A 12,940-nucleotide genomic window follows, 5' to 3' on the forward strand; every position below is an offset into this window, starting at 1 on the left:
GCTCCCTCCTTTGATCAGTACACCTCCAGCAGGACGGCATCTCCTTGAGCCGCTCCGCTGCATATAGCCGCTATGCCTAAACCTCCTCCGCGACGCTTTAATTCGTATATTAAACTCATGATGATTCTCGCTCCGCTTGCGCCGATCGGGTGGCCGAACGCAATCGCCCCTCCGTTTACATTCACTTTTTCCCGGCTGAACCCGGCTATTTTTTCACTCACGAGCACGACGGACGCAAATGCTTCATTTACTTCAAACAAATCAATATCGTCAACGGACAGTCCGGTTTTTTTCAAGAGCCGGCTGATGGCCTCTCCCGGCGCGCTTGCCAGCTCGGACGCTTCCAGTCCGACTGACGCAAAGCCAAGTATCGCTGCGAGCGGCCTGACATGCTGCTTTGCGGCTTTTTCCTCTGACATCAGCACAAATGCTCCGGCCCCGTCATTTACACCTGGAGCGTTTCCGGCTGTAACCGTTCCGTCGGCTGTAAAAATTGGCTTGAGCGCTGCGAGCTGCTCAAGGCTTGTATCAGGGCGCAGCCCCTCATCCGCTTCAACAGTATGCTGTTTGCCTTTTTTGCCGGTCCAGGTGACAGGGACAATTTCTTCACGCAATTTGCCCGCTTCAGACGCCTCTGCCGCACGTTTCTGGCTCAAAAGAGCGTAATGATCCTGTTCATCCCGGGAAATGCCGTACTTTTTGGCCGCAGTGCTTCCGTGGACAGCCATATGCACCTGGTCGAACGCACAGGTCAGCCCGTCATGAACCATTAAATCCTGAAACACCCCGTCCCCCATCCTCACACCCCAGCGGCCGGCCGGAATGGCGTACGGAATGTTGCTCATGCTTTCCATTCCGCCTGCAATCAGCACGTCCGCATCTTTCGCCCGGATCATTTGATCACAGATGGTAACGGCCCTGAGCCCTGATGCACAGACCTTATTAATGGTTTCAGCCGGAACGGACCACGGAAGCCCGGCATATCTTGCAGCCTGTCGTGCCGGAATCTGCCCGGCACCCGCCTGGACGACCATTCCCATCACCGCTCCTTCCGCTTCGCTTTCACTGATAGCGGCGCGCTTGATTGCTTCTTTTATGGCAATGCCGCCAAGCTCGGCTGCCTTTACTTCTTTTAATGCGCCGCCGAATTTTCCGAACGGCGTTCTTGCCGCACTGACGATAACCGTTTTTCCCACAATTTTGCCTCACTTTCAATAAGATAAAAGATAACGCTTACACAAAACGCCCTGTTACAATATATGAACCGGCTGACCGAGTTATGATTGCACCGCCTTTTTCCCGCCCATAAAAAAAAGAAGACTGTCTGAACAGTCTTCTCAGCTGCGGCATTCTTCTTTTATAGAAACAGCCAGCTTTGGATAATCGGTAAAAATCGCGTCTGCTCCCGCTTTCATCAGCTGCTTCATATCCTCAGGACGATTGACGGTGAACGGACGGAGCGCCGCTTGGTGTTTTGCAAGATGTTTGATCACTTCAGCGCTCACCGCCGGCGTACCGAGCTTCGGATGATAACCCGAAGCGGGAATGGCTGCAAGATACCGTTCAGGCCGGTACAGCACATCCATCGTCAGCACCGCCCGTTCAATTTCAGGCGCCAGGGCGTGGCAAACCGCGAGACTCTCATGATTAAATGAAGAAAAAATAACGCGCTTTTCCAGTCCGTAATATCTGACTTTTTTAATCACTTCTTCTTCCATTCCTTCGTAACGGAATACACTGTTTTTCAGCTCAATGTTTATCAGAAAATCAGCACGTTCCGCAAAACGCAGCACATCTGACAAAAGCGGAATTCTGACACCTTTAAAAGCATCTTTCCATTTTCCGGCGGCATCGGCGGTTCTGATTTTGTCATACGCCGTATCTTTCACAAATCCTTTCAAAGACGTCGTGCGGTCGAGGGTTTCATCGTGAATGACCACGATGCGGCCGTCTTTTGTCATCTGTACATCAAGTTCAATTCCGTCAGCCCCGTCCTCAATCGCTTTTTTGAACGCGGGCATCGTATTTTCCGGGCAGTCGCCCGACGCCCCCCGGTGGGCAAAAATATTCGTCATATGTGTCACCTCAGGTGTTTGTCATCGGTTTTCTCTATTATAATCGTTATGCACATAAGGAGGGCGCTATTTACACATATTTTATAATTACCGGCCGCTGTAATAGGTTTCGATTCCGTTTACAACGGCGTCCGCGGCGTGCTCTTGTCCGTTATCGCTTTTCAGCTTGTCCGCATCTTGAGGATTTGTGATAAAACCTAATTCAGCCAGCACACTCGGCATCTTTGAATATGTAATGACATAAAAAGGAGCTTCTTTTACGCCTCTGTCCCTCATCCCTAAAGACGTGACAAGCTGCTGCTGGATGTCGGAAGCAAGCCTTTCGCTGTCTGCGCCTTCATATGTCGAATTAAAATACGTTTCCGTGCCCGTTGCCGTTGATACGGCTGAATTCGTATGGAGGCTGACGAATAAATCGGATTGGCTGGCGCTTGCTTTCGCCACCCGCTCGTCCAAACGTAAAAAAGTATCGTCAGTCCTTGAAGCTACAGGTTTTGCGCCTTCTGTCTCCAATTTGGCGATCACCTTGTTTGACACCGCTAAATTGATGTTTTTCTCAAGCAGTCCATTTCCGCCAGCCCCGCTGTCTTCTCCGCCATGTCCGGCATCGATATAAATGGTTTTCCCTTGCAAAGGTTCAGCTGCATAAGCAGACGGCGCAAGCAGAAGCAGAGCGGCACCGAAGGCAGCAGCGCTTTTTGTCAGTAAACCCACGTTTTTTTCCTCCCCGTTTTCACATATCTGTTTCTTTTTTCAGTTCCTCAAGCCGTAATTGTCCGTTGCTCTCTTTTTTATAGGTGATTTGCACCGCCGTATGTTCAGGCAGAGACTGACATTCAAACCGCTTGGCGAAAGGCACCTTCACCTCTTGCCTTTCTCCGTCAATTTCGACCGCGATTGTATCGTTTCCGGCCGCTTTTATAAATGTTCCTTCCTGTGTAAATGACGGCGCCGCATCAGCCTCCGCGGTATACTCGCAGCCTGATAACAGCCATGCGGTGAAGATCAGAAGTATGACAGACTTCACACAGATCACCTCACGTTTTCTCATTCGGCTTTATCTTTGAACAGAATGGCCGATTTGTAAAGGGAGCCTTCATTCCTCCAGCGCTTTTACATATTTGGAATGAAGGCTATCTGGCCTGCTATTTACCTGAACTTAGAAAGAAAACAAGCTGATCAGTCTATGAAAAAGGTTCTGTCTGAAGGCCGAATATGCAGAATTTAACGGAAACGGACGACTTTCTGTTCATTTTGAAAAAATATCAGATCGGCAAAAAAAGAGAGCCGCGTCATGCGCTCTCCCGAATAGAAACATTCATATTTATTTTGAGCTTTTCATAAAATGAACGGGACAACTTAAAAGAGCAGCGTATTGGCAGCAATGATGAGAATAATCACTCCGCTCAGCACCGTACTGAACTGTCCGACGTGAAAAGAACCGATGCGCAATGATGCGGCTTTTTTTCCAAGCGAGCAGCCGACCCATATGGTCAAAAAGCTTCCGACCGCCGCAGTGATGGAAATGGCAGCGGGAGAAAGCCCGATCAACCCCGCGCTTAATCCGTTGGTCAGCGCATTTGCGGATACGGCCACCCCGAGAACCATGGATTCCAATATACCGATTTCTCCCGAACCGTCGGCATCCGCTGCCTCCGGATTTTGCAGCAGACCGGCAAAACGGGCTTTTTTTCCTGACGCGCCAACACGCGCTGTTTTTCTCGGCACAGCCAGCAGAATGATGCGGATACCGATGACAGATAAAATAAACGCCCCCAGCAATACAGGAAGAAAGCCCGGTAAAACGGCTGAAATCCATTTGCCGAAATAAATTCCGATATAACTGAATACAAAACAGATAAAAGCGATCATCATATTCGACGCATGCGATATTTTGATTTTTCTGATGCCGTATGACATCCCCACTCCTAAATTATCAATGCTCGAGGACACTGCCAAACCTAAAATCAATAACCAAGCCATGTTCGTTTCTCTCCATTCTTTGATGTCTTTTCAACATGTTGTGCCGTTGAATCTACACTATCCTATTCAGCAGCACAGAAAAGGTACCTTTTCTGCAAAAATTATTGATTAATGATCATCATTCCGGCGGAAACGAGGTGACACCCTTGACAGAAAATAAAAATAAGACACTGGGGCCCCTTTTAAAATCACTGCTTGATAAGCACTCGCTCTCCATGAGAAAACTCGGCGCCTTAACAAACATTGATACGGCCACCATCTCCCGGATTATAAACGGAAAACAGAAGGCCAATTTAAAGCATCTTCAGGAATTTTCAAAACATCTCCGCACCCCGCTGGAGGAATTGCTTGAGGCGTCAGGCATAGACATCGGCCATGAAAAAGAAGCTGCGCCGCAAGACCCGATGCACGCGATTCAGGATATGCTGAATATGGCCGAGATGTTTGATCAGCCTTTTTCCCGGGAGCAAATTGAACGCGAACTGACCAGATATGAACAATATGCCAAAACCCAGCAAGGCCATCGCCTGATTTGCGATGAGTTTCAAAAGAAAATGGACAATGAAGAAAGCGTCGGCCCTTTTATTGATCATTTGAAAAACATGCATCATCAGTATATGGATGAATCAACACCGGCTGAAGACCGCGCGATTCTCGGGAGCGCGCTGCTGTATTATATTTTAGCGACCGACGTCATTCCGGATTACATGTTTCCGATCGGCTACCTGGATGACGCCATCGCCGTTCAAATCGCTTTGAACCGGCTGAAAAAAAAGTAAAGGCGCTTAAAAAAGCGCTCTTTTTGTGTTGAAAAATATGAAACACCGCATTACGGTTTTGTCAAAACAGAGACAGCTGTCATATGATACATCAACCTAACAAAAAGGAGGGTGTCTTCTATGGACAGCAACACAGTTGTGGCAGTGTGCGCTCTGTTAAGTGTTGTGATTCAGATCGGAACGATATTCGCCGCAGGAAAGTGGAAAAAAGAATAAACAAATTGACGGTTTTTTCGCACAAGCGTATGCTTATAAATAACCTTGTAAAAGATAAGAAAGAAGATATGCATATGAAAAAAATCATTCTCCTCTTCGCCGCCGCTGTCATATTCAGCTCGATCGGCCATCAAATTTCAGGAGGATATAAAGATCCTGAAAAAGAACGGAGAAAACCGTTTCATTCGTTTAAATGGTTCAGCCGGTCATAACCTCAGGAAGAAGAACAAGCAAAATAATTGCACACAATTAAAACATAAGCTAGAATACGGACGAGTTAAACTCCTAAGGAAGAAGGCGAAATGATGAAGCAAACTTATAAACCGCTGTTTGAACCTTTTACGTTCGAAAGCGGCGTCACCATACCAAACCGTATTTCAGTCGCACCCATGACACACTATTCATCAAATGATGACGGAACGATTTCCGACCGTGAATTAAGCTACATTACTCCCCGTTCAAAAGAAATGGGCATGGTCATTACGGCATGTGCAAACGTAACGCCAGACGGCAAAGCGTTTCCAGGCCAGCCCGGCATCTATGATGATTCTCACATTCCCGGCTTGAAAAAACTCGCTCAGGCGATCCAGTCTCAAGGAGCGAAAGCCGTTGTGCAGATTCACCACGGAGGATTGGAATGCCCTCCTGAACTCGTGCCAAACAACGACGTCGTCAGTCCGAGCGGCTCAGAAGAAGACGGGAGACAAACGTCCCGGGCTCTCACCGAACAAGAAATTGAGCACATCGTGAAAGCATTCGGCGAAGCGACACGCAGAGCGATTGAAGCCGGCTTTGACGGTGTTGAAATTCACGGGGCAAACGGGTACCTGATTCACCAATTTTATTCACCGAAAACAAACCGGCGCACAGACCGCTGGGGCGGAAGCGATGAAAAGCGCCTTGCGTTCCCGCTTGCAGTCGTTAACGCTGTCAAACAGGCAATTGATACACACGCTGAAAATCCATTCGTTCTCGGCTACCGCCTGTCACCGGAAGAGCCGGAAACACCGGGGCTTACAATGAAAGAAACATTCATTCTCGCCGACGCGCTTGCGGAAGAGAACTTGGATTATCTGCATATTTCACTGATGGATGTCAATTCCAAAGCCCGCCGCGGGGCGGATACTTCACGGACCCGGATGGATTTATTAAACGAACGCGTCGGCCATAAAGTGCCGCTGATGGCCGTCGGTTCCATCTATACCGCGGACGAAGCGCTTGCCGTATTAGAAAGCGGAATTCCGCTGGTGGCTCTGGGACGTGTCATTTTGATTAACCCCGAATGGGCGGTACTGGTCAAAGAAGGCCGCGAACAGGAAATCGAAAAAGCCATTCAAGCATCTGAAATTGAGAAATACCGACTTCCTGAACCGTTATGGGAAATGATTCAGAATACAGGCGGCTGGGTGCCGTTTGAAAAGTAGACTAAAAAACTGCCGGATGTCCGGCAGTTTTTTTGATTCACAAGTTTTTACCGCTTTGTTTACTCCTATTTCTAACACACAGCGTACATATAGTAAATAGATTAATAGAAAGGAGACCGTATATGATGGCTGGTTTTCCTATTACGATTAACAGTCTTTCCGGAAACGGGGTTGTCAATGTCGGCGGTGCGTTTTCGATAAGTCCTTTAACCGTATCAAAAACCGTCTACGGCTCAGGAGGGGGAAATACAGGGTTGGTCCTGCAAATGAATCAATCCAGTACATCTCAATCTTCAAGCTCTCAATACTCTGATCAAAATGTAACGAAAACACTATGACATCGTATTTCCCTCCCTTTCCGGCTGGCAGCAGCCGGATTCTTTTTGCCGTTTTGTTTAATCTTATTCCATATCACAGCGTACATATAGTTAGTAGACTGTGAGAGAAAGGAGAAAAAATAGAATGAGCGGTTGCCCGATTACGATAAACAACGTATCAGGAAACGGAGTTGTCAATGTTGGCGGCGCCATATCCATCAGTCCGCTGACTGCATCAAAAACCGTTTTCGGTGCCGGAGGGGGAAATATCGGCATTGTCATTCAAAACAATGCTGTGAGCCACACCAAAATGTTTGAACATCAATTTTCAGATCAGAATATTGTAAAGTCAATTTAAGGGCTGACAAGCAGCCCTTTCAGCATAAATAAAGCAGGCTCACTGATTTCCCGAAAGCTAGATTTTTAAACATCAGCGATCACCTTCCCTTGTTTTGAATGATTTCAGTTCAAGATGAATAGAATGCAGATTGAAAGCGAGTACTGAATCTCATTAAGGAAAGAAGGAATCGTGATGAAAAAACTTTGCCGGGAAGTTTGGATTGAAGTTGACCTTGATGCGATAAAAAAGAACGTACGGGCGATCCGCCGCCATATTCCGAATACGTCTAAAATTATGGCCGTCGTAAAAGCGAACGCTTATGGCCACGGGTCTGTGGAAGTAGCGCGGCAGGCACTGGAAAGCGGGGCGAGCGAGCTCGCTGTCGCCAGCGTCGAAGAGGGAATTGTGTTACGGAGAGCGGGAATTACGGCACCTATTCTTGTGCTCGGCTTCACAGCTCTCAGCTGTGTGAAAAAATCTGCCGTTTGGAACATAACATTATCAGCGTTTCAGGTCAGCTGGATCAAAAAAGCGAATCGGATATTGGAAAAAGAAGCAGATTCGAAACGGCTGTCCATTCATATCAATGTGGATACCGGAATGGGCAGGCTGGGTGTGCGTACGGAAGAAGACCTTTTAGCAGTGGTGAAAGCGCTCAAGTCGAGTACATACCTGTCATGGGATGGCATCTTTACACATTTTTCAACAGCGGATGAACCGGACACTGAGCTGACGATGCTGCAGCATGAAAAGTTTATCAGCTTTCTCCGCTTTTTAAAAAATCAAGACATTACGCTGCCTACCGTGCATATGTGCAACACAGCCGCCGCTATCGCATTCCCGGAATTCAGCGCCGACATGATCCGTTTAGGCATTGGGTTATATGGTTTATATCCGTCCGCCTCGATAAAGGAACTGAACCTCGTGGATCTCACACCCGCGCTAAGTTTAAAGGCGCGTATCGCTTATGTGAAAGCTATGGTGACAGATCCCCGGACCGTCAGTTATGGCGCCACATATATCGCCGAACCGGGTGAAATCATCGCGACGATTCCGATCGGCTATGCTGACGGTTACTCCCGCGCCCTGTCCAACCGCGGGTTTATTCTTCACCGCGGCAGACGGGTGCCGGTGGCGGGGAGAGTGACAATGGATATGATCATGGTCAGTTTAGGTGAGAATGAGGGCAAACAAGGAGAAGAAGTCGTCATCTACGGTAAACAACAAGGAGCCGAGATTTCCGTTGATGAAATTGCCGAAATGCTCGGTACGATCAGCTACGAAGTCCTATCTGTGTTAAGCCGCCGCGTCCCCCGCTTTTATTTCAGAGACGGCAAAATCATTAAAATATCAGCCCCGGTATTATACGTGTAGACGGCATAAACCCCGCATTTATGTATAGAACAAGTACCGGCGTGAGTGATTCCCATTGTTTTCGTCAGCAAAATTTCAAAACGCCTTCTCTTCCGCGTTCATGCACGGAATAGAAGGCGCGAAAAAGACATTTAGCCAAAAGCTTGTTACGAAGCTTTATGCTCCAATCTCAGCTTGTCAGCAACCATCGCGATGAATTCTGAATTGGTTGGTTTTGCTTTTGTCATGCTTACCGTATATCCGAACAGTGAAGAGATGGAATCAATATTTCCCCTGCTCCATGCGACTTCAATGGCGTGGCGGATGGCCCGTTCTACACGGCTTGCGGTCGTGTTGAATTTTTTGGCGATGTCGGGATAAAGGACTTTTGTGATGCTGCCGAGGAGTTCAATATCGTTATACACCATGGAAATGGCTTCACGCAAATAAAGATAGCCTTTGATATGGGCAGGCACACCGATCTCATGGATAATGCTTGTAATGCTGGCATCGAGATTTTTCCGCTTTGGCTCCGGCTGGCTGCGGATAATGCTGCTTTGCGCGGACGGCGCACGGTGTGTGACACTGCTGACATTTCCGCTTACCTGGCGGATATGGCCGACAAGGTTTTCCATATCAAACGGCTTCAGGATGAAATAGGACGCGCCTAAATCGACGGCTTTTTTCGTAACGTCTTCCTGACCGAATGCCGTCAGCATGATGACGTTCGGCTGCTTCTCGAGCTCTGATTCCCGCAGACGCTCCAAAACTGCAAGTCCGTCCAGATGCGGCATGATAATGTCTAAAACGAGCACATCGGGATTCTTATCTTTAAACAAAGAAAGACATTCCTGTCCGTTATAAGCAACGCCGATCACTTCCATATCATCCTGTCCCTCTATATATTCACTCAACAGGCTTACAAGCTCTCGATTATCATCAGCAACACAAACTTTAATTTTCTCCACGTTTCTTCCTCCCCCAATGTATTAACAGGACGCAACCCATTTGACTGCTACATGTTACATTCGACAAAACCACTACTTCCCCTTTTAAAAAATCCATATTTACCAATAATAGTGGTATATCTTTGTTTTTCTAGCATTTTCTAGGTTTTTCGACTAAAAATTAAGTTTGACAAATCAGGAAACGTGAATTTGTCGAAAAATCTTCATGTCTTATTTTACATGAATCCAGGAAAGAAGTGAAGAACGCATCACATAAAAAAACTGCCGGATCATCCGGCAGTCAGCTTGCTTTGTCTTTCCCGTAAACATCAACACCCGCTTCAGACAGCATCCATTCGATATGAACGCCGTAGCCGCTTGTCGGATCATTGACAAATACGTGGGTTACGGCTCCGACGACCTTTCCGTTCTGGATGATCGGGCTTCCGCTCATCCCCTGAACGATTCCGCCGGTTCTTTTCAGCAGTTTCGGATCTGTCACTTTCAACACCATTCCCTTTGTCGCCGGGAATTTTTGCGGCGTGGTGCTGACGATTTCAATATCAAATTTCTCTACTTTATCGTTTTCAATAACCGTCAGCATTTGCGCAGGTCCTTTTTTCACTTCATTTGACAAAGCAATCGGAAGCGCTTTGTCGGAAATGTTGTTTTTAATCGGCTGATGCAGTTTCCCGAAAATGCCGAACGGGCTGTTGCGGTTAATATCGCCGATCGTTTTCCGTTCTGACGAAAACCTTGCCAGTTTTTCGCCGGGATTGCCGCCTTTTCCTTTTTCAATCGATGTTACAGTTGAACGGACGATTTCTCCGTCTTCTACAACAATCGGTTTTTTTGTATCCATATCAGAGATGACGTGGCCCAATGCGCCGTATTTTTTTGTTTTCGGTTCAAAAAATGTCATGGTGCCGATGCCGGCTGCCGAATCGCGGATATAAAGGCCGATTCGATATTTCCCCTCGGCTTCGTCCTTTGTCGGAATCAGCTTTGTTTTGATTTTTTGCTTATCGCGTTTCACCAATAAATCCAAAGATTCACCGGTTTTGCCCGCTTTTTGAATAAACGGGGCGATATCGCTCATTTTTTCAATTTTATGTCCGTTCATTTTAATAATGATGTCGCCAGATTCAATTCCCGCTTGTTCTCCCGGAGACTTTTTCCCATCCTTTGTCATCACCTGGTGAAAGCCGACGACCAAAACACCGACTGAATGCAGTTTTACACCGATGGACTGTCCGCCCGGAATGACCTTCAATTCTGGAAGGACACGCACTTTCGTTTTTTTAATGGGAAACCCGGCAAGATCATATACTACTTCTGACCGGCCTTGTGTTTGCCCTGTTATGTTTGCATGGCCGTGCTCTTCTTTCAGCGTAAAGGCTTCTGATAATTCGCCCTTTTCAGCGCTTATTGATGCATTGACCGGAACGGCTTGTGTCTGGTTTTCAAAGACGCTCATTTCTGACGGTATCAGTAAATATTCTTTAAACGGCTTAAAAAAGCCTACACTTAGTAAAGAAACAAGGAGAATTACACCTATTGCTTTCCTCATGTTATCGTGCATTCATTCCTTCACTCTCCTCGCTCCTATCCCACACCACTTTCTTTTTCTGCTACATCTATACTTTTGCCTTCCTGCGCTTGATTTATAACCGGCATACGAAGAAAAACATTGGATACACTGTTAGAGAAATGGAACAAAAAAATAAGCTGCCTGTATCAGCAGCTTATCCTGTCGTTTTTACCTGTCCGGCCTGTTTTAAAAGCTCTTGTGCATGCCGTTTTGTCAGATCGGTCACTTCAACGCCCGCAATCATGCGGCCGATTTCCGCTACCTTGTCCTGTTTGGAAAGCGGCGTGACATGCGTTGTCGTCCGGCCGTCTTTGAATTCTTTTGCGATCAGAAGGTGCGTATCCGCCATGGCGGCAACCTGCGGCAGGTGTGTAATGCAGAGCACCTGTGAACCGGTCGATACTTTATGGATTTTTTCCGCGATGGCTTGGGCAACCCGCCCGCTTACACCGGTGTCCACTTCGTCAAAGATGATGGAGGTGACATCCTGCTGGGAAGAAAAAATACTCTTCATCGCCAGCATCACCCGTGAAAGCTCGCCTCCGGAAGCGACCTTTGACAGCGGTTTTAAAGGCTCACCGGTGTTTGTTGAAATTAAAAACTTCACAAGGTCAATCCCCTTTTGGGTAAGCTGCACGGGCTGCCCGTTAACAACCGGCGCTTCACTTGCTGACGGATCGGTTTTCACGAGAAATTCCGTATCAAACGTTGATTTGCCCATATACAGGCTTTTTAATTCCTGATGAATCGCTTCCGCCAGTTTCTTAGCCCAAGCTTTTCTGATTTTTGATAAATTGGCGGCTTCTACGGCCACATCTTTGCCGACCGACTCCAGTTCCTTCTTCAGCGCTTCAAGGTGGCTGTCGCGGTTCTCGATTTGATCGATTTCCTCTTCTATTTTGGAGCCGTATTCCAAAATGTCTTCTACCGTCGCTCCGTATTTGCGCTTCAGCTGTTTAATCTCGTTTAAACGGGTTTCAATAAAATTCAGCCGTTCCGGGTCATATTCCAGATCATCTAACAGATTGCGCATCTGAAAGGTGGCATCCTCCAGCAGATAATAGGAACTTGACACACTTTCAGACAGCTTTTGCAGCGGTTCATTAATATCCGAAATATCTTCAAGCTGGGCAGAGGCCATTCCGACCCAGTCAAGCCCCCCCTGCTCGCTGCGGAGCGCATTATAGGCGTTTTGCAATGATTCATAAATTTTTTCAAAGTTGGATATCTGCTTCCGCTCTTCCTGAAGAAGTTCGTCTTCATTCAATTCAAGCTTCGCCGACTCGATTTCTTCAAGCTGAAATTGAATCAGGTCTAACCGATGCGCCATTTCTTGCTCGCTTTCTGACAGCTTCTTCACTTTTTTGAGCAGCTTCATATAACGCTCATAGCCTTCATGGTAAGCCTGAAGCGCGGATTCGGCCTCAGCGCCCGCAAACCTGTCCAACAGCTCTAAGTGTTTATCGTCCTCCATTAACAGCTGGTTATCATGCTGTCCGTGAATATCTAATAAAAGTCTGCCGATTTCCCTCAAAGCCGCAATCGTCACTAATTTTCCGTTGACACGGCAGACGCTTTTTCCTCCGGCATTAATGTCCCTTCTCATGACAATCATGTCGTCAGATGCGTCTATTCCCTGCTCACGGCATACTTCAAAAACGGGATGACCGCTGTCCAATAGAAACAGTCCTTCAAGCTCGGCCTTTGTTTCACCGTAACGGACAAATTCAGACGAGCCGCGGCCGCCGACTAATAGGGAAACGGCGTCTATAATAATTGACTTGCCGGCCCCTGTTTCTCCCGTCAGGACGGTGAGCCCCCGTTCAAACGAAATCGTCAGTTCCTCTATAATGGCAAAGTTTTTTATTGATAGTTCAGCTAACAAACAGCATTCCACCTTTTATCTGATAATTAC

General features: G+C 47.2%; 14 protein-coding genes. 6 read left to right on the forward strand and 8 right to left on the reverse strand.

Going from position 1 to position 12,940, the window contains the following annotated elements; all coding sequences use genetic code 11:
• Positions 1-14 precede the first annotated feature (14 nt).
• The 5 genes from G9F75_RS02925 to ytaF form a co-directional block, all read right to left on the reverse strand.
• The gene (locus G9F75_RS02925) at positions 15-1,196 is read right to left on the reverse strand and encodes an acetyl-CoA C-acetyltransferase (protein WP_063636707.1); all 1,182 of its coding nucleotides are present in this window, start codon (positions 1,194-1,196) and stop codon (positions 15-17) included.
• Between the two features lie 141 nt (positions 1,197-1,337).
• Positions 1,338-2,075, reverse strand: a complete 738-nt coding sequence (locus G9F75_RS02930; RefSeq protein ID WP_015240188.1) for a glycerophosphodiester phosphodiesterase — start codon at positions 2,073-2,075, stop codon at positions 1,338-1,340.
• A gap of 87 nt (positions 2,076-2,162) precedes the next feature.
• Positions 2,163-2,789, reverse strand: coding sequence for an N-acetylmuramoyl-L-alanine amidase family protein (locus G9F75_RS02935; RefSeq protein WP_029973894.1), 627 nt, complete (start codon positions 2,787-2,789; stop codon positions 2,163-2,165).
• Between the two features lie 19 nt (positions 2,790-2,808).
• A complete protein-coding gene (locus G9F75_RS02940; RefSeq protein ID WP_014721488.1) occupies positions 2,809-3,126 on the reverse strand; it encodes a hypothetical protein in 318 nt (105 codons plus the stop codon).
• 308 nt (positions 3,127-3,434) lie between these two features.
• A complete protein-coding gene (gene ytaF, locus G9F75_RS02945) occupies positions 3,435-4,058 on the reverse strand; it encodes a sporulation membrane protein YtaF (RefSeq protein WP_029973893.1) in 624 nt (207 codons plus the stop codon).
• A 146-nt stretch (positions 4,059-4,204) separates the two neighbouring features.
• Here ytaF and G9F75_RS02950 point away from each other — a divergent pair, with 146 nt between their 5' ends.
• The 6 genes from G9F75_RS02950 to alr all read left to right on the forward strand — a co-directional run bounded on the left by G9F75_RS02950 (position 4,205) and on the right by alr (position 8,508).
• Positions 4,205-4,837 (forward strand): helix-turn-helix domain-containing protein, encoded by a 633-nt coding sequence (locus G9F75_RS02950; RefSeq protein WP_014418348.1) that lies wholly within the window; start codon positions 4,205-4,207, stop codon positions 4,835-4,837.
• Positions 4,838-5,127: 290 nt separating this feature from the next.
• A complete protein-coding gene (locus tag G9F75_RS02955) occupies positions 5,128-5,265 on the forward strand; it encodes a hypothetical protein (protein WP_014470646.1) in 138 nt (45 codons plus the stop codon).
• A gap of 93 nt (positions 5,266-5,358) precedes the next feature.
• A complete protein-coding gene (locus G9F75_RS02960; protein WP_029973892.1) occupies positions 5,359-6,477 on the forward strand; it encodes an NADH-dependent flavin oxidoreductase in 1,119 nt (372 codons plus the stop codon).
• A gap of 125 nt (positions 6,478-6,602) precedes the next feature.
• A complete protein-coding gene (locus tag G9F75_RS02965; protein ID WP_029973891.1) occupies positions 6,603-6,815 on the forward strand; it encodes a spore germination protein in 213 nt (70 codons plus the stop codon).
• 124 nt (positions 6,816-6,939) lie between these two features.
• Positions 6,940-7,152 carry a spore germination protein gene (locus G9F75_RS02970; RefSeq protein WP_014418351.1) on the forward strand — a complete coding sequence of 71 codons (213 nt, stop codon included), beginning with the start codon at positions 6,940-6,942 and terminating at the stop codon, positions 7,150-7,152.
• Positions 7,153-7,326: 174 nt separating this feature from the next.
• On the forward strand, positions 7,327-8,508 hold the full coding sequence (gene alr / locus G9F75_RS02975; RefSeq protein WP_007408361.1) for an alanine racemase: 1,182 nt from the start codon (positions 7,327-7,329) through the stop codon (positions 8,506-8,508).
• Positions 8,509-8,654: 146 nt separating this feature from the next.
• Here alr and spo0A read toward each other — a convergent pair whose 3' ends face one another.
• The 3 genes from spo0A to recN form a co-directional block, all read right to left on the reverse strand.
• The gene (gene spo0A / locus G9F75_RS02980) at positions 8,655-9,455 is read right to left on the reverse strand and encodes a sporulation transcription factor Spo0A (RefSeq protein ID WP_003153177.1); all 801 of its coding nucleotides are present in this window, start codon (positions 9,453-9,455) and stop codon (positions 8,655-8,657) included.
• A 280-nt stretch (positions 9,456-9,735) separates the two neighbouring features.
• Positions 9,736-11,016 (reverse strand): SpoIVB peptidase, encoded by a 1,281-nt coding sequence (gene spoIVB, locus G9F75_RS02985; RefSeq protein ID WP_014418352.1) that lies wholly within the window; start codon positions 11,014-11,016, stop codon positions 9,736-9,738.
• Positions 11,017-11,179: 163 nt separating this feature from the next.
• Positions 11,180-12,910: a DNA repair protein RecN gene (gene recN / locus G9F75_RS02990; RefSeq protein WP_007408359.1), complete on the reverse strand. Its 1,731-nt coding sequence runs from the start codon at positions 12,908-12,910 to the stop codon at positions 11,180-11,182.
• Positions 12,911-12,940: the final 30 nt, after the last annotated feature.

The organism is Bacillus sp. EKM208B, from assembly GCF_011800725.1.
Classification (GTDB): Bacteria; Bacillota; Bacilli; order Bacillales; family Bacillaceae; genus Bacillus; species Bacillus velezensis.

Coding starts and splice junctions, on each gene's coding strand:
- spoIVB (WP_014418352.1), bottom strand. CDS start 11,016: ATGCACGATAACATGAGGAAAGCAATAGGTGTAATTCTCCTTGTTTCT.
- G9F75_RS02930 (WP_015240188.1), bottom strand. CDS start 2,075: ATGACGAATATTTTTGCCCACCGGGGGGCGTCGGGCGACTGCCCGGAA.
- G9F75_RS02970 (WP_014418351.1), top strand. CDS start 6,940: ATGAGCGGTTGCCCGATTACGATAAACAACGTATCAGGAAACGGAGTT.
- G9F75_RS02960 (WP_029973892.1), top strand. CDS start 5,359: ATGAAGCAAACTTATAAACCGCTGTTTGAACCTTTTACGTTCGAAAGC.
- G9F75_RS02955 (WP_014470646.1), top strand. CDS start 5,128: ATGAAAAAAATCATTCTCCTCTTCGCCGCCGCTGTCATATTCAGCTCG.
- G9F75_RS02940 (WP_014721488.1), bottom strand. CDS start 3,126: ATGAGAAAACGTGAGGTGATCTGTGTGAAGTCTGTCATACTTCTGATC.
- alr (WP_007408361.1), top strand. CDS start 7,327: ATGAAAAAACTTTGCCGGGAAGTTTGGATTGAAGTTGACCTTGATGCG.
- G9F75_RS02965 (WP_029973891.1), top strand. CDS start 6,603: ATGGCTGGTTTTCCTATTACGATTAACAGTCTTTCCGGAAACGGGGTT.
- ytaF (WP_029973893.1), bottom strand. CDS start 4,058: ATGGCTTGGTTATTGATTTTAGGTTTGGCAGTGTCCTCGAGCATTGAT.